The 19,626-nt window shown below is 71.5% G+C and carries 18 protein-coding genes and 1 pseudogene; 10 read left to right on the forward strand and 9 right to left on the reverse strand.

Annotation, left to right across the window (positions count from 1 at the left end; all coding sequences use genetic code 11):
• The first annotated feature begins 478 nt into the window (after positions 1–478).
• The 4 genes from AB0H71_RS13300 to phoU all read left to right on the forward strand — a co-directional run bounded on the left by AB0H71_RS13300 (position 479) and on the right by phoU (position 6,116).
• A complete protein-coding gene (locus AB0H71_RS13300; protein WP_357019212.1) occupies positions 479–1,441 on the forward strand; it encodes an acyl-ACP desaturase in 963 nt (320 codons plus the stop codon).
• Positions 1,442–1,571: 130 nt separating this feature from the next.
• The gene (gene dusB, locus AB0H71_RS13305) at positions 1,572–2,726 is read left to right on the forward strand and encodes a tRNA dihydrouridine synthase DusB (protein WP_357020359.1); all 1,155 of its coding nucleotides are present in this window, start codon (positions 1,572–1,574) and stop codon (positions 2,724–2,726) included.
• A gap of 117 nt (positions 2,727–2,843) precedes the next feature.
• Complete coding sequence (locus AB0H71_RS13310) at positions 2,844–5,363, forward strand: LCP family protein (protein ID WP_357019215.1); 2,520 nt, start codon at positions 2,844–2,846, stop codon at positions 5,361–5,363.
• Positions 5,364–5,456: 93 nt separating this feature from the next.
• The gene (phoU, locus tag AB0H71_RS13315; protein ID WP_357019219.1) at positions 5,457–6,116 is read left to right on the forward strand and encodes a phosphate signaling complex protein PhoU; all 660 of its coding nucleotides are present in this window, start codon (positions 5,457–5,459) and stop codon (positions 6,114–6,116) included.
• A gap of 98 nt (positions 6,117–6,214) precedes the next feature.
• Here phoU and pstB read toward each other — a convergent pair whose 3' ends face one another.
• From pstB to AB0H71_RS13345, 6 genes are all read right to left on the reverse strand, one after another.
• Positions 6,215–6,991, reverse strand: coding sequence for a phosphate ABC transporter ATP-binding protein PstB (gene pstB, locus AB0H71_RS13320; protein ID WP_067647266.1), 777 nt, complete (start codon positions 6,989–6,991; stop codon positions 6,215–6,217).
• Positions 6,992–7,007: 16 nt separating this feature from the next.
• Positions 7,008–7,907 (reverse strand): phosphate ABC transporter permease PstA, encoded by a 900-nt coding sequence (gene pstA, locus AB0H71_RS13325; protein ID WP_357019222.1) that lies wholly within the window; start codon positions 7,905–7,907, stop codon positions 7,008–7,010.
• Entirely contained in the window at positions 7,907–8,959 is a 1,053-nt protein-coding gene (gene pstC / locus AB0H71_RS13330; protein ID WP_357019224.1) for a phosphate ABC transporter permease subunit PstC, read from the reverse strand. The genes pstA and pstC overlap by 1 nt, the downstream gene beginning before the upstream one ends.
• Positions 8,960–8,970: 11 nt before the next feature.
• Positions 8,971–10,083, reverse strand: a complete 1,113-nt coding sequence (gene pstS, locus AB0H71_RS13335) for a phosphate ABC transporter substrate-binding protein PstS (RefSeq protein WP_357019227.1) — start codon at positions 10,081–10,083, stop codon at positions 8,971–8,973.
• Between the two features lie 243 nt (positions 10,084–10,326).
• The gene (gene mshD, locus AB0H71_RS13340) at positions 10,327–11,244 is read right to left on the reverse strand and encodes a mycothiol synthase (RefSeq protein ID WP_357019230.1); all 918 of its coding nucleotides are present in this window, start codon (positions 11,242–11,244) and stop codon (positions 10,327–10,329) included.
• Positions 11,241–12,005: a response regulator transcription factor gene (locus tag AB0H71_RS13345; RefSeq protein WP_357019233.1), complete on the reverse strand. Its 765-nt coding sequence runs from the start codon at positions 12,003–12,005 to the stop codon at positions 11,241–11,243. The genes mshD and AB0H71_RS13345 overlap by 4 nt, the downstream gene beginning before the upstream one ends.
• Before the next feature lie 175 nt (positions 12,006–12,180).
• On the opposite strand from AB0H71_RS13345, the gene AB0H71_RS13350 reads away from it, so the two are divergent.
• From AB0H71_RS13350 to AB0H71_RS13375, 6 genes are all read left to right on the forward strand, one after another.
• Entirely contained in the window at positions 12,181–13,002 is an 822-nt protein-coding gene (locus AB0H71_RS13350; protein WP_357019236.1) for an LmeA family phospholipid-binding protein, read from the forward strand.
• Positions 13,003–13,041: 39 nt separating this feature from the next.
• Positions 13,042–13,494, forward strand: a complete 453-nt coding sequence (locus tag AB0H71_RS13355; protein ID WP_357019239.1) for a thioredoxin family protein — start codon at positions 13,042–13,044, stop codon at positions 13,492–13,494.
• A gap of 292 nt (positions 13,495–13,786) precedes the next feature.
• Positions 13,787–14,263: a DUF4395 domain-containing protein gene (locus tag AB0H71_RS13360; RefSeq protein WP_357019241.1), complete on the forward strand. Its 477-nt coding sequence runs from the start codon at positions 13,787–13,789 to the stop codon at positions 14,261–14,263.
• A gap of 31 nt (positions 14,264–14,294) precedes the next feature.
• Complete coding sequence (locus AB0H71_RS13365) at positions 14,295–15,128, forward strand: sulfurtransferase (protein ID WP_357019244.1); 834 nt, start codon at positions 14,295–14,297, stop codon at positions 15,126–15,128.
• Positions 15,129–15,133: 5 nt separating this feature from the next.
• A complete protein-coding gene (locus AB0H71_RS13370; protein WP_357019247.1) occupies positions 15,134–15,439 on the forward strand; it encodes a DUF1416 domain-containing protein in 306 nt (101 codons plus the stop codon).
• A gap of 186 nt (positions 15,440–15,625) precedes the next feature.
• Complete coding sequence (locus AB0H71_RS13375) at positions 15,626–16,324, forward strand: FABP family protein (protein ID WP_357019250.1); 699 nt, start codon at positions 15,626–15,628, stop codon at positions 16,322–16,324.
• Position 16,325: 1 nt separating this feature from the next.
• Here AB0H71_RS13375 and AB0H71_RS13380 read toward each other — a convergent pair whose 3' ends face one another.
• The 3 genes and pseudogenes from AB0H71_RS13380 to AB0H71_RS13390 form a co-directional block, all read right to left on the reverse strand.
• Positions 16,326–16,886 carry a Uma2 family endonuclease gene (locus AB0H71_RS13380; protein ID WP_357019253.1) on the reverse strand — a complete coding sequence of 187 codons (561 nt, stop codon included), beginning with the start codon at positions 16,884–16,886 and terminating at the stop codon, positions 16,326–16,328.
• Positions 16,887–17,138: 252 nt separating this feature from the next.
• On the reverse strand, positions 17,139–18,749 hold the full coding sequence (locus tag AB0H71_RS13385) for an ATP-binding cassette domain-containing protein (protein WP_357020362.1): 1,611 nt from the start codon (positions 18,747–18,749) through the stop codon (positions 17,139–17,141).
• A 47-nt stretch (positions 18,750–18,796) separates the two neighbouring features.
• Positions 18,797–19,447 (reverse strand): annotated as a pseudogene (locus AB0H71_RS13390) (ATP-binding cassette domain-containing protein); the annotation flags it as partial.
• Positions 19,448–19,626: the final 179 nt, after the last annotated feature.

Raw genomic sequence — 19,626 nt, forward strand, 5'->3', positions numbered from 1 at the left:
ATCTCGCCAGAAGCACTCCGGCCGCGCCGGGGCGGGCGCAGCGCCAGCAAAAGCTACCGGCGGGTAGCAAGATCGCTCCCGCGTTCGGCGGCGAGCGCGGCAGCCACGCGCCGCCGAATTCCGCCGATGCCAGGCGGATACCGCCACTTCACCACGGCCCCGCGCCCGGCGAGCACCGCGCCGGATCCGGTGAGAGCCCAGCTCGCCCGCTGTAACCCGGGCCACGGCCAGCTAACGGCGCGGGCCGCCGGACGATAGTCCACGGAACGTTCCCGGCCCCTAGAATCGGGTGGTCGTCCCCTCGCTCGGGGGGTCGGCACGGACGTGGCCAGAGCGGCCGGACGATAGCGGACAGCGGCTCCGGATGCGTTTCGCATCACACCTACGGTGCCGTAAGGTATGGCCGCATCGGCTTCGGTCTACCGTGGAAAACGTCCCGAACGACCGCACGCACCGACTGAGAAGGGCACACGACACTATGGCAAGGGATCTGACTCAACTCGAGCTTCTGACAGAGTTGGAGCCGGTTGCCGAAGAGAACGTCAACCGGCACATCTCCATGGCCAAGGAATGGCACCCCCACGACTACGTGCCGTGGGACGAGGGCCGGAACTTCGCCGCTATGGGCGGTGTGGACTGGGATCCGGAGCAGTCCCAGCTGAGCGAGGTCGCCAAGGCGGCCATGATCACCAACCTGCTGACCGAGGACAATCTCCCCTCCTATCACCGGGAGATCGCGGAGAACTTCTCGCAGGACGGCGCTTGGGGCACCTGGGTGGGGCGCTGGACCGCCGAGGAGAACCGCCACGGCATCGTGATGCGCGACTACCTCGTGGTCACCCGCGGTGTCGACCCGGTCGCGCTCGAAGAGGCGCGGATGATCCACATGACCAACGGTTTCGCCTCGCCCACCGAGGCCGACGCCGGCTTCCTGCACTCGGTCGCCTACGTGACCTTCCAGGAGCTGGCCACCCGGGTCAGCCACCGCAATACCGGCAAGGTCTGCGACGACCCGATCGCCGATCGCATGCTGCAGCGCGTCGCCGCCGACGAGAACCTGCACATGATCTTCTACCGCAACCTCTGCGGCGCGGCGCTCGACCTCTCCCCCGACCAGGCGCTCGACGCGATCACCCTGATCCTGGAGAACTTCCAGATGCCGGGCGCGGGCATGCCCAACTTCCGCCGCAACGGCGTGCTGATGGCCAAGCACGGCATCTACGACCTGCGCCAGCACCTCGAGGACGTGGTCAACCCGGTGCTGAAGAAGTGGCAGATCTTCGAGCGCGACGACTTCAGCCCGCGCGGTGAAGAGGTCCGCGAGCGGCTCGCGAAGTTCCTGGAGAAGCTCGGCGCCGACGTCGTCAAGTTCGAGGAGCAGCGCGACCGCATGCTGGCCCGCGAGGCCAAGAAGCGCGAGCTGGCCACCACCGGCAGCTGACACCGCGAACCCCCGCCGCCGTCCGGATCCGTCCGGGCGGCGCGTTCGCGTTCCCGATATTCCCCGCCCCGGATGCCCCGGCCGGGGCGGGCGGCTCGGCGGCGGTGCCACACTGGTAGCCGTGACGACGCTGGAAGCCGCGACCGCGGCAGCAACGGGCAACGCGCTGCGGATCGGCCCCTACCCGGTCGATCCGCCGGTGGTGCTCGCCCCGATGGCGGGCATCACCAACCTGGCCTTCCGCAAGCTCTGCCGCGAGTTCGGCAGCGCGACCTCGCTGTACGTCTGCGAGATGATCACCGCGCGGGCGATCGTGGAGCGCAACGAGAAGACGCTGCACATGATGTCCTTCGACGCCGACGAGCACCCCAGGTCCATGCAGCTATACGGGGTGGACCCGAAGACGCTGGCCGAGGCGGTGCGGATCGTGGCGGGCGAGGGCTGGGCCGACCACATCGATATGAACCTGGGCTGCCCCGTCCCCAAGGTGACCCGGCTCGGCGGCGGCGCGGCGCTGCCCTACAAGCGCTCGCTCTACGCCGAGATCGTCCGGGCCATGGTGCGCGCCGCCGAGCCCTACGGCGTTCCGGTGACCATGAAGTTCCGGATCGGCATCGACGACGAGCACCACACCTACCTGGATGCCGGGCGGATCGCCGAGGCCGAGGGCGCCAAGGCCGTCGCGCTGCACGCGCGCACCGCCGCGCAGCGCTACTCCGGGCAGGCGGACTGGTCGGCCATCGCGAAGCTCAAGGAGCACGTGACCACCATCCCGGTGCTCGGCAACGGCGATATCTTCTCCGCCGCCGACGCGGTGCGGATGATGGCGGAGACCGGCTGCGACGGCGTCGTGGTCGGCCGCGGCTGCCTGGGCAGGCCGTGGCTCTTCGCCGAGCTGGCCGCGGCGCTGCGCGGCGAGCCCATGCCGGAGCCGCCGAACCTGGGCCGGGTCGGCGAGGTGCTGTACCGGCACGGCGCGCTGCTCACCGACCACGACGGCGAGGACAAGGCCATGCGCGACCTGCGCAAGCACATGGCCTGGTACCTGATGGGGTTCCCGGTCGGCTCGGAGCTGCGGCGCGCCTTCGCGACCGTCTCCCGGCTCACCGAGCTCGCCGCGCTGGTCGAGCAGCTCGACCGGGACGCGCCCTTCCCGCGCGATGCCGAGGGGCCGCGCGGCCGGCAGGGCTCGCCGGGCAAGGTCGCGCTGCCGCACGGCTGGCTGGACGACCCCGACGACCCGGCGGTTCCGCATGCCGCGGACGTCATGCACAGTGGCGGTTGATGGTTCCGTGCGGCAGAAGTGGCTTGCCGTGGCGTAATCGTTATCATTGCCGCATCGGTCACGCCGGTCGACACGGCCTGATGCGGCAGCAGGGATCGGGAAAAGCGAGGTTCGTAGGTGGCTGACGATCGGCAGGGGCGTTCGCCACGTCCGGGGGGCCGCCCCCCGTGGGAGCGGTACCCGGCGGGCAGCGATCCCGAGGCGGACGGCGCACACTCGTCCCGCCGGTCCAGGCACTCGGAGGACGGGGACGAGTCGGCGTCGGCTCCGCTCACCGTGCACGACCTGGTGCAGAAGGTCGACAGCGAGCGGGTTGCCCGCAGGCGGCGGCCGGAGGCACCGGGTGAGCAGCGGCGGCCGAGCGGGTCGCAGCGGCGGGAGCAGCCGCCCGCGCGGACCCGGGGTGGTTCGGCGGTCGCCGGGGATATCGCGGGTTCCGCGCCCGTCCCGGGGCGGCCCAGTGATCCGGGGCGGCCCGCGAGCGGGCGGCGTGCTCCCGGGCGGGACGAACCCGGCCGTGCTGCCGGGCAGGAGGCCCCGGGGCGACCGGGCGCGGAGGCGCCCCGCGCGGGCGGGCGGGCAGCCCCCGGCCGCCAGGCGCCCGGGGCGAACGAGCCCGCCCGGCGGCAGACTCCCCAGCGCGCGACCCCGGCCCGCGACGAGCCTCCCCGCCCGGCGGGGCGCCAGGCACCCGCCCGGGAAGAACCCGCGCGAGCGGCCGGACGTCAGGCCCCTCCCCGCGACGAACCCGCCCGGCCCGCTGCGCGCCAGACGCCCGCCCGCGAGGAACCCCCGCGCCAGGCACCCGCCCCTCCCCCCGGCCGCGCCGAGAAACCGGACGCCCGCCCCACCCCCGAACCCGCCGCCGACTCCACCCGCGTGCACCGCCAGGCACCGGCGGCCCCGGCCCGGCCGCGACCGGAGAAGGGCCGCAAACCCCCGGCGGCCCCGCGCGGCCCGGTCGCCGACGAACCGGCCGAGGACGTCACCGAGGAGATCCCGCCGATCGAGCCGGAGCCGGAGCAGCGCCCCGGCGACGCCTGGCCCAAGACCAGCGGCGCCGCGCGCGGCCGCAAAACGCGCACGCAGGAGAAGCCGCGCTCGGTCGGCCCGCGGAAAGCGGGCGCCACCGGCGTCAAGAACAAGCGGGCCCGGCTCGCCCTGCGCTCGTCGGTGGCCGCGGTCGCGGTGCTCGCCCTGCTCACCACCGGCGGCGGCTGGAGCTACCTGCGCGCGACCGACAGCGGCTTCACCCAGGTCAACGCCCTGGACGAGAACCCGGAGGACGTGCTCGACTCGGACCTGCAGCTCGGCGACGAGAACTTCCTGATCGTCGGCACCGACACCAGGGCCGGCGTGAACGGCGATATCGGCGCGGGCACCCTGGACGACGCCGAGGGCGCCCGCGCCGACACCGTCATGCTGGTCAATATCCCCAAGAACCGCTCCCGCGTGGTCGTCGTCTCCTTCCCGCGCGACCTCGACGTCACCCGCCCGCAGTGCCAGGGCTGGGACAACGACAACGGCACCTACACCCAGGAGACCTTCCCCTCCGCCATGGGCGACAAGCTGAACGCGGTATACGCGCTCGGCGGCCCGCGCTGCCTGGTGAACGTGGTCCGCAAGATGAGCGGGCTCAGCATCAACCGCTTCATCGGCATCGACTTCGCCGGCTTCGAGGCCATGGTCGACCAGGTCGGCGGCGTCGAGGTGTGCAGCACCAAGCCGATCATCGACGACACCCTCGGCACCGTGCTCGAGACCTCCGGCAAGCAGATCGTGAGCGGCCAGACCGCGCTGAACTACGTCCGCGCCAGGCACGTCTACGGCGAGGAGCGCAGCGACTACGACCGCATCAACCGGCAGCAGAAGTTCCTCGCCTCGCTGCTGCGCGGCGCGCTCTCCAGCAAGGTGCTGCTCGACCCGGGCAAGATGAACGGCTTCGTCTCCGCCTTCACCAGCCACACCTTCGTCGACAATGTGCGCAGCCAGGACCTGCTCATGCTGGGCCGCTCGCTGCAGAAGATGAGCGCGGGCGCGGTCACCTTCCTGACCATCCCGACCGCGGGCACCACCTCCTACGGCAACGAGATCCCGCGCGACACCGACATCAAGGCGCTGTTCCGCGCCGTCATCGACGACCAGCCGCTGCCCGGCGAGCAGAAGGCGCCGGAGATCACCACCGAGGCGGAGCCGCCGCCGGCCGAGCCGGCGAACAAGCTCACCGCCGTCGATCCGAGCATCGTCTCGGTGCAGGTCTCGAACGCCTCCGGGATGGAGGGCTCTGCGCAGCGCACCGCCACCAAGCTGAGCACGCAGGGCTTCGGCATCTACACCACCTCGAACTACTCGGGCGGCACCTCGCCGACCACCCGGGTCAGGTACGCCACCGGGCACGAGGCGGAGGCGGCCACGGTCGCCAGCTCGATCCCGGGCGCCAGCCTGGAGCGCGCCGACGAGCTCGGCAGCATCGTCGAGCTGGTGCTCGGCGAGAGCTACGCGGGCACGGTGGTGCCGCCGACCCCGGTCGGGACCACGTTGCCGAGCGTGCCGCTGGGCACCCCGGCGAGCGCGGCCCCGGTCGCGCTCCCCTCCGACCTGGAGCACATGAACGCGGCCGACGACACCTGCAAGTAGCCGTTTGCCGGGAGTGCGCCGAGCCGGGTGTGGCACCCGCCATTCACCCGTCGTTGGTGACGTGGCAAATCGCGGACACTAGTGTCACTGCCCATGCGTGTCATCTACAACGAGCAAATGGCCGATCTCGCCGATCTCCTCGGCGAGATGGCCGGGCTCGCCGGCACCGCCATGGAGCGGGCCACCCAGTCGCTGCTGCAGGCCGACCTGGGGCTGGCCGAGCAGGTGCTCTCCCAGGACGACCGGATCACCGAGATGATCACCGACGCCGAGGAGCGCGCCTTCGCGCTGCTCGCCCTGCAGGCCCCGGTCGCGGGCGACCTGCGCCAGGTGGTGAGCGCCATCCAGATCGTGAACGACGTGAACCGGATGGGCGCGCTCGCCCAGCACGTCGCCAAGGTGACCAGGCGCAGGCACCCCGCGCACGCGCTGCCCGAGGCGGTGAACGGCTACTTCGCCGAGATGGGGCGGATCGCGGTGAGCATGGGCGCCAGCGCCAAGGAGGTGCTCGCGACCCGCGATCCCGAGCGCGCGCTGGAGCTCAACGAGGAGGACGAGGCGATGGACGACCTGCATCGTCACCTCTTCACCCTGCTCATGGACCGGGACTGGAATTACGGCGTGGCCGCCGCCGTCGACGTCACCCTGCTCGGCCGCTACTACGAGCGCTTCGCGGATCACGCCGTCGAGATCGGCCGCCGGGTGGTCTTCCTGGTCACCGGCGAGCTCCCCGCGGACTCCGACGAGAAGTAGCCCCCGCCCGCTCGCCCGGCCGCCGTGCCGGGCGAGCCCGAACGGGACACGCGAAAGGCCCGCGCCGGATGGCGCGGGCCTTCGTCGTCGCGGGCCGATCAGCCGAAGCGGCCGGAGATGTAGTCCTCGGTGGCGCGCTTGGACGGGTTCGAGAAGATCTTCTCGGTGTCGTCGATCTCGATCAGCTTGCCGGGCTTGCCCTGGGCCTCCAGGTTGAAGAAGCCGGTCTGGTCGCTCACCCGGGCGGCCTGCTGCATATTGTGCGTGACGATCACGATGGTGAACTCCTTCTTGAGCTCCGTGATCAGGTCCTCGATCGCCAGCGTGGAGATCGGGTCGAGCGCCGAGCAGGGCTCGTCCATGAGCAGCACGTCGGGCGAGACGGCGATGGCGCGGGCGATGCAGAGCCGCTGCTGCTGACCGCCGGAGAGGCCGCCGCCCGGCTTGTCCAGGCGGTCCTTGACCTCGTTCCAGAGGTTGGCGCCGCGCAGCGACTGCTCGGCCACCTCGTCCAGCTCCTTCTTGCCGCGGACGCCCTGCAGCTTGAGCCCGGCCACCACATTGTCCCGGATGGACATGGTGGGGAACGGGTTCGGCCGCTGGAACACCATGCCGATGGTGCGGCGCACGCCGACCGGGTCCACCTGGGAGCCGTAGATGTCCTCGCCGTCGAGCAGCACGGCGCCCTGGACGCTGGCGTTCGGGGTGACCTCGTGCATGCGGTTCAGCGAGCGCAGCACGGTCGACTTGCCGCAGCCGGAGGGGCCGATGAAGGCGGTGACGCTGCGCGGGAGCACCGTGAGCGCGACATCGGCGACGGCGTGGAACTTGCCGTAGAAGATGTTCAGGTCTTTGACGTCGATACGCTTGGCCATTGTTCTCGTTCCGCCTCTATCGGTTCCGCGTGAGCAGCTTGTTCACGACCGCGGCCGCCGCGTAGAGCAGCGCGATCAGCAGGATCAGCGTCAGGGCCGCGCCCCACACCCGGAGCCGGCCGGCCGGCTCGGGGTTCGCCAGCTCCTGGTAGATGAGCAGGGGCAGCGAGGCCATGTTGCCGTCGAACACGTCGGTGTTGATCGACTTGCTGTAGCCGACCAGCACCAGCACCGGAGCGGTCTCACCCATGACGCGGGCGAGCGCGAGCAGCATGCCGCTGATCATGCCGGGCAGGGCGGTGGGGATGACGATCTTCACGATCGTCTTCCACTTCGGGATGCCGAGTGCGTAGGAGGCCTCGCGCAGCTCGTCCGGGACCAGCTTGAGCATCTCCTCGGTGCTGCGCACCACCACCGGGAGCATCAGCAGCACCAGGGCGAGCGAGACCGCGAAGGCGCTCTGCGGGAAGCCGAGGGTGGCGATCCAGAGCGCGAAGATGAAGAGCGCGGCGACGATCGAGGGGACGCCGGCCAGGATGTCGACCATGAAGGTGGTGGTCCTGGCGAGCCAGCCGCGGCCGTACTCGACCAGGAACACCGCGGCCATGATGCCGAGCGGCACCGCGATGACCGCCGCGATCAGGGTCTGCACGACGGTGCCGTAGATGGCGTGGTAGACGCCGCCGCGGGTCTGGTCCGGCAGCACGCCCTTCTGCGAGTTCAGCCACCAGTCGGAGCTGAGCACCGCCTCGATGCCGCTGGAGACGACCAGGCCGAGCACCCAGACCAGCGGAATCAGCGCGATCACGAAGCAGAGCGCGACGACGCCGGTGGCGACGTGGTTCTTGATCCTGCGGCCGGTGCTGATCGCCCGGAAGGTGGGCGCCTTGATCGGCTTGTCGAGCGTGGTGGTCATCAGCCGTTCACCCTTCCGCCGGACGCGACCCGCGCCAGCGCGTTGACGACGAAGGTCAGCGCGAACAGCACGAAGCCCGCCGCGATGTAGGCACCGGTCGGCAGCGGCGCGCTGAACTCCGAGGCCGCCGAGGCGATCTTGGAGGCGAAGGTGTAGCCGCCGTCGAAGAGCGACCAGTTGCCCGCCTGCGACGCGGTGCGCAGCACCACCAGGACCGCGATGGTCTCACCGAGCGCGCGGCCGAGGCCGAGCATGGAGCCCGCGATCACACCGGAGCGGCCGTAGGGGAGCACCGTCATCCGGACGACCTCCCACTTGGTGGCGCCGAGCGCCTGGGCGGCCTCGATGTGCGCCCGCGGGGTGAGGTTGAAGACCTCGCGGGCCACCGAGGTGATGATCGGCAGGATCATCACCGCGAGCACCACGCCCGCGGTGAAGATCGTGCCGCCGCCCGCCAGCGAGACATTGCCGTCGGAGAAGAGGAAGAACCACCCGAGCTTGTCGTTCAGGAAGGTCTGCACCGGCTCGATCTGCGGAGCCAGCACCAGGAAGCCCCAGAGGCCGAAGACGATGGACGGCACCGCCGCGAGCAGGTCGACCAGCGTCGCGAACGGGCGCGCCACCGACTTCGGCGCGTACTGGGTGAGGAACAGCGCGATGCCGATACCGATCGGCACCGCGATCACCAGCGCGAAGATCGAGCTCAGCACGGTGACCATGAACAGGTCGCGAATGCCGAAGCGCAGGTCGTCGGCGTTCGTGGTGTTGAACTCGGTGCTGGTGAAGAAGTTGACGTTGTTGGCCATGACCGATGGCACCGCGCGGATCAGGAGGAACAGCGCGATCAGCGCGATGGCGGCCACGATGGTCGCGCCCGCCGCCGTCGCCAGCGAACGGAAGAGGACCTCGATGCGCTGGCTCGACGCCTTCTTCGTCCGGCCGGGGCCGGGCTCGTTGCTCGGCGACTTCGTCATGGACGATGATTCTCCGCCCGCGGTCGGGCTCGTCGCGGTGGACGAGCCCTCGGCGGACACCTCAGGGTGCACGGTCATGGCCTACTCGATCAGGAAATCGCGGTGATGGCGGTGGTCAGGCGGGTCTTGAACTGATCCGGGATCGGCACGTAGCCGCTCGCGTCCAGTCCGTCCTGCCCGTTGCCGATCGCCGAGGTCAGGAACGCCTTGACCGCGGTGGCGGTGTCGGCGTCCGCGTACTTCGAGCAGACGATCTCGTAGGTCGGCAGGATGATCGGGTACGCGCCGGCCGCGGTCGGCTTGTAGAACGAGGAGACGTCGAGCACCAGGTCGTTGCCCTGGCCCTTGATCTTCACGCTGTCGATCGCCTTGGCGGCGGAGGCGCTGGTCAGCTCGACCGGCTCCGGGCCCGCGGAGGTGACGATCCGCGCGACGGAGAGGTTCTGCGACTTGGCGAAGGACCACTCGTTGTAGGTGATGGCGTTCTTGGTGTTCTTCACCGCGGCCGAGGTGCCCTCGTTGCCCTTGGCGCCCTCGCCGACGCCGCCCGCGAAGGCCTTGCCGGTGCCCTTGCCCCACGCGCCGTTCGAGGCGGCGTCCAGGTAGAGCTGGAAGTTGTCGGTGGTGCCGGACTCGTCCGAGCGGAAGATGACCGCGATCGGGGCGGACGGCAGCGTGGCGCCCGGGTTCAGCGCCTTGATCTCCGGGGCGTCCCAGGTCTTGATGGTGCCGTTGAAGATCTTGGCGGCGGTGGCGCCGTCCAGCGCCAGGTTGGTCACGCCGTCGATGTTGTAGGTAACCGCGATCGGGCCGAAGACGGTGGGCAGGTTCCACGCCGGGGCGCCGCCGCAGCGATCGGCGGCCTTGGCCACCTCGCCCTTGCTCTCGCTCAGCGGCGAGTCGGAGCCGCCGAAGTCGGTCTGGCCGCCGATGAACTCGTTGACGCCCGCACCGGAACCACTCGAGGTGTAGTTCAGGGTCGAGCCGTCGCAGTTGGCCTCGTAGGCGGCGACGAAGCGATCCATCGCGTTCTTCTGCGCCGAGGAGCCGCTGGCCTTCAGCGCTTCCTTGCCACCGCAGGCGACGTCGACCGTCGAACCGGTGTTCTCGGACGTGGTGTTGTCATCGCTACCACAGGCGGAAAGGACCATGGCCCCTGCGGCCAGCACACCGACAAGGGCGCTGCTGCGCTTGAACTTCACTATTCCTCCGGAATCACGTGCGACACGCCCGGTCCCTCACCGGCCGAGCGGGTGGTGTGGTGCGGGACGTTCGCGGGGAACTTGCGCACCAGGGCAGCCACTGAGCTGCCCGTACACAACGTAAGGTCACCCGGTTGACAGTTGGACCAGGCTGAGTGAACGGCAAATGAACACAACGGCGCGGGCGCGGGGGCCGGGCGCGTGATTTGCCGCGCGTTTACTGGGACGTCTCGCGGGTGGCCGTCAGGCGACGGGGGCGGCGTACGCGACGTCCACGTGCGCGGGCGCGAAGCCGAGCCTGGTGTAGGTGCGGACGGCGGCGGTGTTGTCCGCCTCGGTGTACAGCAGCACCTCGCCGAGGCCGCGCGCGCGGAGGTGGTGCAGCCCGGCGAGCGTCAGCAGCCTGCCGAGCCCCCTGCCCTGCGCCGCCGGGTCGATTCCGACCACGTACACCTCGCCGACCGGAGGCTCCTCGTCGGAGTGCACCTTGGTCCAGTGGAATCCGAGCAGCCGCTCCGGATCGGCGGCGTCGGCGGCGACGAAGAGGCCATCGGGGTCGAACCAGCCGGCCGCGCGCCTGGTCGCGATATCGCGCTCGGTCCAGCCGCCCTGCTCGGGATGCCAGTCGAACGCGGCGTTGTTCACCCGGAGCAGTTCGGCGTCGTCGGCCGTGGCATCGCCGGCCGGGCCGCGGTAGGTGCGCAGCACAATGCCGTCCGGAACGACCAGCTCGGGTAGCTCCGGCGTAGCCAGCGGCCGCCGCATCTGCCAGAGTTCGCGCGCGGTGCGCAGTCCGAGCCGCCCCGCGACCGCCTTCGCGGCGGGCAGGTCGCCGTGCGCCCACACCCGCGCCCCCGCCCCTCCCGCCGCCAGCACCTGCGTGACCAGGGCGGATCCGATTCCGCGGCCGCGCGCGGCCGGGGCGACGGCGACCTCGGCCATGGCCGGGTGATCACCGTGCGCCGGAACGAGATTCGCGTATCCGGCGGGTTCGCCGCCGTGCAGCGAGACCAGGTGCCGCGCCCCGGCGCCTGCGTCGGCGAGCGAGAGCACGGCCGCCTCGGAGACCGGCGCGACGCCGTCCGCCGCGGTCGCCGCGGCCAGCAGCGCGCGCACCGCGGCCGCGGTCGGCTCGTCCAGCCGGTCGCTCCAGCCGGTCACGGCGCGGTGCCGTTGTTGACCGGGGCGAGCGGGGTGTCGTCGGCGGCGGGCTCGCCCTCCTCCGGGAAGGCGGGCTCGCCCTTGGCCGCGGTGCGGGACGGGCGCACGGCCTTGTACCCGACATTGCGCACGGTGCCGATCAGCGACTCGTACTCGCTGCCCAGCTTGGCGCGCAGCCGCCGGACGTGCACGTCGACGGTGCGGGTGCCGCCGAAGAAGTCGTAGCCCCACACCTCCTGCAGCAGCTGCGCCCTGGTGAAGACCCGCCCCGCGTGCTGGGCCAGGTACTTGAGCAGCTCGAACTCCTTGTAGGTGAGGTCGAGCGGGCGGCCGCGCAGCCGCGCGGTGTAGGTGCCCTCGTCGATCACCAGCTCGCCGAGGGTGATCTTGCCGGTGTTCTCCGGGCTGGCGGCGCCGCCGTTGCGGCCGACCAGCAGCCGGAGCCTGGCGTCCAGCTCGGCCGGGCCGGTGCCGGGCAGCAGGATGTCGTCCAGGCCCCAGTCGGCGTTCACCGCGACCAGCCCGCCCTCGGTGAGCACGGCGACGACCGGCACCGACGAGCCGGTGCTGCCGAGCAGCCGGCACAGGCCGCGCGCGGCCGCCAGATCGGTGCGCGCGTCCACCAGGGCGACATCGGCGGTTCCGGCCTCGAGCAGCGAGGAGACCTCGGTCGGCGCCGGGCGCACGTGGTGCGCGAGCAGCGCGAGCGAGGGCAGCACCGACTCGGGGTTGGGGTCGGAGGTCAGCAGGAGCAGCTCCACAAGCCCTCCTCCATCTCTGGCGCGCGGACTCCCCGGCCGCTTCGCCGGGTCCACATCGCATCATCACAGGTGATTCCGGGGAAAGATTAGCGCGTCGGCCCCGATAGTCCGGGTTCACCGGGTGCGGAGGCACCGGAGCGGGGACCCGCCGGGCCGCCGCGACTAGGGTCGAGCCATGCGCAAGCTGATCATCGGGCTGCTGGTACTCGCGGGACTGGTGGTGGTCGCCGACTTCGGGGTCGCCGCCTACACCGAGTACCGCGTGTCGCGCACGCTCCGCGACGGCGCCGACCTGAGCGCCGACCCGGAGGTCACCATCCACGGCTTCCCGTTCTTCGCCCAGGCGCTGGACGGCCGGTTCGAGACGGTCGACATCAGGGCCAGCGCCAAGCGCCCCGACCTGCCCGGCGAGATCGCGCTGGAGGCCACGCTCACCGGCGTGCACCTGGAGCTCGGCGACCTCTCCGACGGCCGGGTGCGCAATATCCCGGTCGAGCGGGTGGCGACCAGGATGCGGATCGAGCCCACCGAGCTGGGCAGGCTCTTCGGCATCCCGGACCTGCAGGTGCACTCCAGGCCGGCGGACAAGTCGGACGGCACCGGCGGCTCGGGCGGCTCCGGGATGACCACTGCGGGGGCGCTGGTGCTCACCGGAACGCTGCCCGAGCGCACCGGCGGCTCGGGCAGCCCGTTCGGTGGCACCGACGCCGAGAAGGTCAGCGTCATGGCCGATCTGCTGCTCGACGGCGATCAGGTGCGGATCGTGGCGACCGGCATGTACCGGGGCACGCTCTCCGACGCCACCCCGACCGCCGTGGTGCCCGAGGCGGAACGCCCGGCGGTGCTGGAGCGCTTCACCCGTACCATCGACACCGAGGAGCTGCCCTTCGGCGTGCGGCCAACCGAGGCGTTCGCGCTCGGCGGGCAGATCGTGGTGGAGGGCCGCGGCGAGAACGTGACGATCGATCTCGATCGGCTCGGTATCGGGCGCCGCTGATCGGCTCCCGCCGCCCGCCCGTCCCCGGAGAAAGCCGTCATGATCGAGATCGTCGTTCTGGTTGTGGTCCTGCTCGCCGCCCTCGCGGCCGGGCTGGTGCTGCGGGCGCGCGAGGGCAAGCTCCGCGACGCCGCCCCGAAGGCCGCGACCGGCCCCGGCTCCGCGACCGACAAGCGCACCGAGCTGCTCGCCGAGGTCGGCGTCACCGGGGCGGGCCCCGCGGTGCTGCACTTCTCCGCCGAGTGGTGCGGGCCGTGCGCGGCGGTGCGCCGGGTGGTGGCCGGGGTCACCGAGGATCTGGCGGCGACGCCGCAGGCCCCGCAGGACATCGAGGTCGATATCGACGCCGAGCCCGCGCTGGCCCGCGAGCTGAACGTGCTCTCGCTGCCGACCACCTTCGTCTTCGACGCCGAGGGCAGGGAGCGCTTCCGGATCTCCGGCGTCCCGAAGGCCGACGCGCTGCGCTCGGCGCTGGTTCCGCTCACCGCGTGAAGTAACTCTGACCTGGCCGGAAACCCCGATATCCAGGGTCTCCCGACGAATCCCCTGCCGGACCCGGTAAACTGCATGTCGTGCAATCCGACCACGAGCTGATGCTCACCCGACGCCGCACGGTCGATCTGTGTCGGCTCGGGGGTTGTTGCTGCCTGTGCCGCTGAGCGGTCGGCCCCCTCAGATTTCCTGATGCCGACCTGCGCTCACCGCGCGAGAGATCCTCTCGATCCCGGTGAGCGGGCCCGATCCCAACCCGATCCGCCACAGACCGCACGCGCAGGAGATTCCCATGGTTTCCGAGGTCACCCCCACCCGTACCGCCCCCGACGTGGTCGACGTCCGCGGCCCGCGCTTCGCGGCCTGGATCACCAGCGCCGTGCTGGTGCTCGTCCTCGTGCTCACGGCCTTCGCCCCGCTCGCGGCGGCGCTCGTGCTGGCGGCGCAGGCCGTCGTCTTCGCCGTCGGCGCGGCGACCGGCCCGAAGGACAGCCCCTACGGGCGGATCTTCCGCGCCGTGGTCGCGCCCCGGGTCGGCCCGCCCACCGAGACCGAACCGGCGGCGCCGCTGCGCTTCGCCCAACTGCTCGGCCTGGTCTTCAGCGCCGCCGGCCTGCTGGGTTTCCTGGCCGGCTCCCCCCTCGTCGGTGTGATCTTCACCGGCTTCGCCCTGTTCGCCGCGTTCCTGAACGCCGCGTTCGGGATCTGCCTCGGCTGCCGGATCTATCCGCTGGTGGCCCGGTTTCGCCGGACCCCGGCACCGAACTGACCCTGCACGTCTCGTTGAAAGGAAAGTGCACATGGCTCGCTCCGATGTCCTGGTCTCCGTGGACTGGGCCGAAGAGAACCTCAACGCCCCCGGCGTCGTCTTCGTCGAGGTCGACGAGGACACCTCCGCCTACGACGGCGGCCACATCGCGGGCGCTGTCCGGCTCGACTGGAAGACGGATCTGCAGGATCCGGTCCGGCGCGACTTCGTGAACCAGGAGCAGTTCTCCGACCTGCTCTCGGCGCGCGGTATCGCCAACGACGACGAGGTCGTGCTGTACGGCGGCAACAACAACTGGTTCGCCGCCTACGCGTACTGGTACTTCAAGCTGTACGGCCACAACAACGTCAAGCTGATCGACGGCGGCCGCAAGAAGTGGGAGCTGGACGGCCGTCCGCTCTCCACCGACGCGGTGAGCCGCCCGGCCACCCAGTACAAGGCCGCCGCCCCGGACCTGACGATCCGCGCCTTCCGCGACGAGGTCATCGCCGCCATCGGCACCAAGAACCTGGTCGACGTGCGCTCGCCCGACGAGTTCTCCGGCAAGATCCTGGCCCCCGCGCACCTCCCGCAGGAGCAGAGCCAGCGCCCCGGCCACATCCCCGGCGCCATCAACGTGCCGTGGAGCAAGGCGGCCAACGAGGACGGCACCTTCAAGTCCGATGCCGAGCTGGCCGAGCTCTACAAGGAGGCCGGGCTGGACGGCGAGAAGGAGACCATCGCCTACTGCCGGATCGGGGAGCGCTCCTCGCACACCTGGTTCGTGCTGCAGGAGCTGCTCGGCCACCAGAACGTCAAGAACTACGACGGCAGCTGGACCGAGTACGGCTCGCTCATCGGTGCCCCCATCGAGCTTGGAGCGTGACGACCATGTGCTCAGCACCCACCCAGGGACAGGACATCCCGGCCGGCGTCGACGTCGAGAAGGAGACGGTCATCACCGGCCGCGTGCTCGCCGAGGACGGCCAGCCGGTCGGCGGCGCCTTCGTGCGGCTGCTCGACGGCAACGGTGACTTCACCGCCGAGGTCGTGGCCTCCGGCACCGGCGACTTCCGCTTCTTCGCGGCGCCGGGCAGCTGGACGCTGCGCGCCCTCTCCTCGACCGGCAACGGCTCGGTCGAGGTCGCGCCCGAGGGCGCCGGGATCCACAACGTGGACGTGACCGTCGCCAAGTGACGCGTGCCGGACGGCCCCCTGGTTCGCCCAGGGGGCCGTCCGCATGTCAGGGGCCGTCCGCGCGGGCTCGGCGCCGGGCCGATAGACTCGGGCCGTGGTCCTCTTCTTCGAGCTTCTGCTGGTGGCCGTGTCCATCCTGATCGGATGGTTCGGCCTGTACGTCTTCTACCGGTTGTTCACCGAATCATGAGCGAACTCGCGAGCGAGGGTCCGGATCCGGCCGAGCGAGCGAGTAACACGGAGAACGGTGCGGCGCCGTCCGCCCGGCTCAGCGGTGACGAAGCCGTGGCCGGTGCGGTCGAGCGCGCCAAGTCGACCAGCGGCCGGAACATTCCGGCGCTGCCCGATCTCCCCTTGCCCGACGACACCGCGAACCTGCGCCTCGGCCCCGATCTGAACCCGGCCATGCTGGCGCTGCTCCCGATGGTCGGCGTGTGGCGCGGCGAGGGCGAGGGCAACGAGCCGAGCCGCGGGGACTACCGGTTCGGCCAGCAGATCGTGGTCTCGCACGACGGCGGCGAGTACCTCGCCTGGGAATCCCGCTCCTGGTTCATCGAAAACGACGGCGGCTACGGCGGCGCCGACCTGCGCGAGACCGGCTTCTGGCGGGTCGGGGTGGACGGCAAGGACGAGGTCATCGAGCTGCTGCTCACGCACAGCAACGGCATCGTCGAGCTCTTCTACGGCCACGCGCTCACCCAGTCCTCCTGGGAGCTCGCCACCGACGTGGTGATCCGCAGCCAGTCCGGGATCGTCGTCGGCGGGGCCAAGCGGCTCTACGGCATCGTCGAGGGTGGTGACCTGGCCTACGTCGAGGAGCGGGTCGTCGCCGACGGGCCCCTGCAGCCGCGGCTCTCGGCTCGCCTGCAGCGCTACGTCGGCTGACTCAGCCGCGCCTGCCGACCTCGGTCAGGTCGATATCGATCGGGAACGGCACGGAGGTGCGCAGGCGGTCGTGGAAGATGCCGGCGGGGCTGTAGCGGTCGGTCGCCGGGTCGATCTCGTAGAGGTAGGCGACGGCGTCGGAGCCGCGGCGTTCGATCCGCCAGTAGTGCGGGATGCCCGCCCTGGCGTACTTGACCGGTTTCGTGTCGCGGTCGCGCTCCTCCGAGTCGGGTGAGACCGCCTCCACGGCGAGTACGACGTCGGCGGCGAAGTAGTGGGTGGACGGTGCCTCGCGCTCGTAGGCGTCGGTGCTCACGACGACCACGTCGGGCTCCGGCATCTGCCTGGCGCCGAGTTTCACCGTCATCTCCCGGTCGGCACGCCACTGCGGCGGCGCTTGGCGGTCGAGCTCTCGCAGAAATCGGGATACGACACGGCTGTGCCACTTCTCCTGCGGACTCCTGACACTGAGGCGACCGTCGATGAGCTCGGTGTGCCGGGGCAGCCCGTCGAGCCGCACGAAATCCTCGACGATGAATCCGCCAGGCGGATCGGGAGGCATGGCACCAGCGTAGCGGCGAGGTCCGGAAAAGGGACGACCCCCGAGCTGTGCGGTGCCGACTGGGTCGGTGCCGCTCCCGGACGGACTGGCCGGGGGCTCGGGGGCCGGGTGACTGCCTGGAATTCGCTCGCGCGCAACGCGGTCGGGAATTCCCGCAGCGGTGGCGCTAGCTGACAGCCACCTCACGTGTCCTTGAACTATGCATTCTTGGAACCACCTCCTTCCTCGTGTACATCCGAATGTAGTGGCGGTTCAGGAAACCGGCAACGGGTTTTCGCCGAGGGCGGAAAGGTGCAGGACGAGGTCGGCGCGGTGGGTCTCCGGCAACTGGTGGGTTACCACGACGACGGTGCGGTTCGGGGCGATCAGGCCGCTCTCGGGGTCGAGGAGGCGGCGGAGGAGGGTGGCGCCGGCTTCGGCCTCGAGGTGTTCGGTGGGTTCGTCGAGGAGCAGGACGTCGGCGGGGGCGAGCAGGGCGCGGGCGAGCAGGAGGCGGCGGCGCTGGCCGCCGGAGACGGCCGCGGCGCCGCCGGTGAGGGTGGTGCGCAGGCCGTCGGGGAGGGTTTCCAGCCAGTCGCCGAGGCCGACGGCGTGCAGTGCCTCGGTGGCCTCGGGCTCGGTGACGTCGCCGCGGGCGACGCGGAGGTTCTCCAGGATGGAGGTGCTGAAGAGGTGGGCGTCCTCGGCGAAGAAGGTGGTGCCGGGTTCGGGGGTGCCGAGGAGGCCGGCCCAGTGCATGAGCAGGGTGGTCTTGCCCGCGCCGCTGGGGCCGATGATGGCGATTCGCCTGGCGTCGCGGGGGCGTTCGGGGAAGCGCGGGTCGTGAGGCGGACGGGCCGAGTCGACTCCAGATACCGGTGTGTCGTGAGACGGGTCCAGCGCACGGAGGCGGTGCAGGGCGGCGCGGCCGGTGGTGAGGGCCTGGGCGGCGGCGGGTAGCGCGGCGACCGCCTCGAAGGCGGAGAGCGGGATGAGGACCAGCATGGTGAGCGCCATCGGGCTCATACCGGCGGGGGTACCGCCGGTGGGGCCGTAGATCGCCAGGCCGGTGAGCAGGGCGCCGAGCACGCTGACGCCGATGCTCGCGGGGAGCGCGGCGGCGGCGAACGCGCTGCGGGAGGCGGCGCGGTCCTCGGCGGCGACGGCGCGGGTGCTGGCGGCGCCCGCGGCGGCCATGGCCTCGGCGAGGCGGCCCGCGACGCGGAGTTCGGGGGCGTGGTCGAGCACGGTGACGGCGCGGGCGGTGAACTCCGCGCGGTCGGCGCGCACCGCGCGCTCGGCGTCGGCGGCCGCGGTGGCGGCGAGCCAGGGCGCGAGCAGCGCGGAGACCAGCAGCGCGGCGGCGAGGACCAGGGCCGCGGGCGGGGCGAGCAGGGCGAGCAGCAGCACGGCGGCGGCCGAGAGGACCAGCGCGACCGCGCACGGCACGACGGCGCGCACCACGACGGCGCCGAGGTCGTCGATATCGGCGCCGATGCGCACCAGCAGGTCGCCGCGGCGCAGCACGGTGGTGTCGGTGCGGGCGCGGCGGCGCAGCCAGGTGGTGGAGGTGGCCAGGGTGCGGTAGGTGGCGGTACGGGCCGTGTTCTGGGCGCGAAGGGCGACATCGTGGGTGGCGAGGCGCTCCAGGTAGCGGCAGAGGCCGCGGGAGATGCCGAGGGCGCGGACGGCGACCACCGCGACGGTGAGGTCGAGGACCGGGGGCATCTGCCAGGCCCTCGCGATGAGCCAGGCGGCGAGGGCGGCCAGGGCGAGGCCGCTGCCAAGGGCGAGGACGCCCCAGGTGATGGCGGTGGTGAGGCGCCAGGGGTTCCAGGAGAGGAGTTCGCGGAGGTCGCGCAGGTCGGTGCGGAGGCGTCGGATGGCGCCCGTCCGCTCCGGGGCTGTGTGCGCGGCCCGCGGCGGCGCGCTCACGGAGTCACCTCCGCGACCCGCGCCGAGACCTCGACCACCACATCGCCCGCGGCGAGCACCGACTCCCGGTGCCCGACCACGACGACGGTGGCACCCGCCGCGGCCCGCTCGCGCAGGGCGGCGAGCACCGCGGCCTCGCTGACGCTGTCGAGATGGGCCGTGGGTTCATCGAGGAGCAGCACCGGGCGATCCGCGGAGAGCACCCTGGTGAGCGCGAGCCGCTGCCGCTGGCCGAGCGAGAGCCCGGCACCGCCTGCGCCGACGACGGTCTCCCAGCCGTTCGGGAGCTCGGCGAGCACCGCGTCGAAACCGGTTGCCACACAGGCGGCGTCGAGATCGACGGGGTGGGCGCCGAGCAACTCCAGATTCTCGCGCAGGGTGCCTGGCACCAGCACCGGACGCTGCGGGAGCCAGGCCAGCCGGGCCCACCACCGCTCGAGGTCGAGCGCGGCCACCTCGGTGCCGTCCACCCTCACCCGGCCGGAGCCGGGCTCGGCGAGACCGAGGATCGCTTGCAGCGCAGTGGATTTACCGCAGCCGTTCGGCCCGGTCAGCACCGTCACCGCGCCCGGCCGCAGCACGGCGGAGAGCGCGAACGGCGCCGCCCCGGAGCGGCCGTCGACGGGGAGCCGCTCCAGCTCGATCACGGCCGGAGTCCTCACCCGCTGCGCGGAACCGGCCGCACCATCGGAGGTCCCCAGCTCGATCACGGCCGGAGCCGTCACCCGCCGCGCGGAACCGGCCGCACCATCGGAGGTCCCCAGCTCGATCACGGCCGGAGCCGTCACCCGTTGCGCGGAACCGGCCGCACTATCGGAGGTCCCCA

Source organism: Nocardia sp. NPDC050697, from assembly GCF_040654395.1.
Lineage (GTDB): Bacteria > Actinomycetota > Actinomycetes > Mycobacteriales > Mycobacteriaceae > Nocardia.

Coding starts and splice junctions, on each gene's coding strand:
- AB0H71_RS13300 (WP_357019212.1), top strand. CDS start 479: ATGGCAAGGGATCTGACTCAACTCGAGCTTCTGACAGAGTTGGAGCCG.
- phoU (WP_357019219.1), top strand. CDS start 5,457: ATGCGTGTCATCTACAACGAGCAAATGGCCGATCTCGCCGATCTCCTC.
- pstB (WP_067647266.1), bottom strand. CDS start 6,991: ATGGCCAAGCGTATCGACGTCAAAGACCTGAACATCTTCTACGGCAAG.
- pstA (WP_357019222.1), bottom strand. CDS start 7,907: ATGACCACCACGCTCGACAAGCCGATCAAGGCGCCCACCTTCCGGGCG.
- pstC (WP_357019224.1), bottom strand. CDS start 8,959: ATGACCGTGCACCCTGAGGTGTCCGCCGAGGGCTCGTCCACCGCGACG.
- AB0H71_RS13350 (WP_357019236.1), top strand. CDS start 12,181: ATGCGCAAGCTGATCATCGGGCTGCTGGTACTCGCGGGACTGGTGGTG.
- AB0H71_RS13355 (WP_357019239.1), top strand. CDS start 13,042: ATGATCGAGATCGTCGTTCTGGTTGTGGTCCTGCTCGCCGCCCTCGCG.
- AB0H71_RS13360 (WP_357019241.1), top strand. CDS start 13,787: ATGGTTTCCGAGGTCACCCCCACCCGTACCGCCCCCGACGTGGTCGAC.
- AB0H71_RS13365 (WP_357019244.1), top strand. CDS start 14,295: ATGGCTCGCTCCGATGTCCTGGTCTCCGTGGACTGGGCCGAAGAGAAC.
- AB0H71_RS13370 (WP_357019247.1), top strand. CDS start 15,134: ATGTGCTCAGCACCCACCCAGGGACAGGACATCCCGGCCGGCGTCGAC.
- AB0H71_RS13375 (WP_357019250.1), top strand. CDS start 15,626: ATGAGCGAACTCGCGAGCGAGGGTCCGGATCCGGCCGAGCGAGCGAGT.
- AB0H71_RS13380 (WP_357019253.1), bottom strand. CDS start 16,886: ATGCCTCCCGATCCGCCTGGCGGATTCATCGTCGAGGATTTCGTGCGG.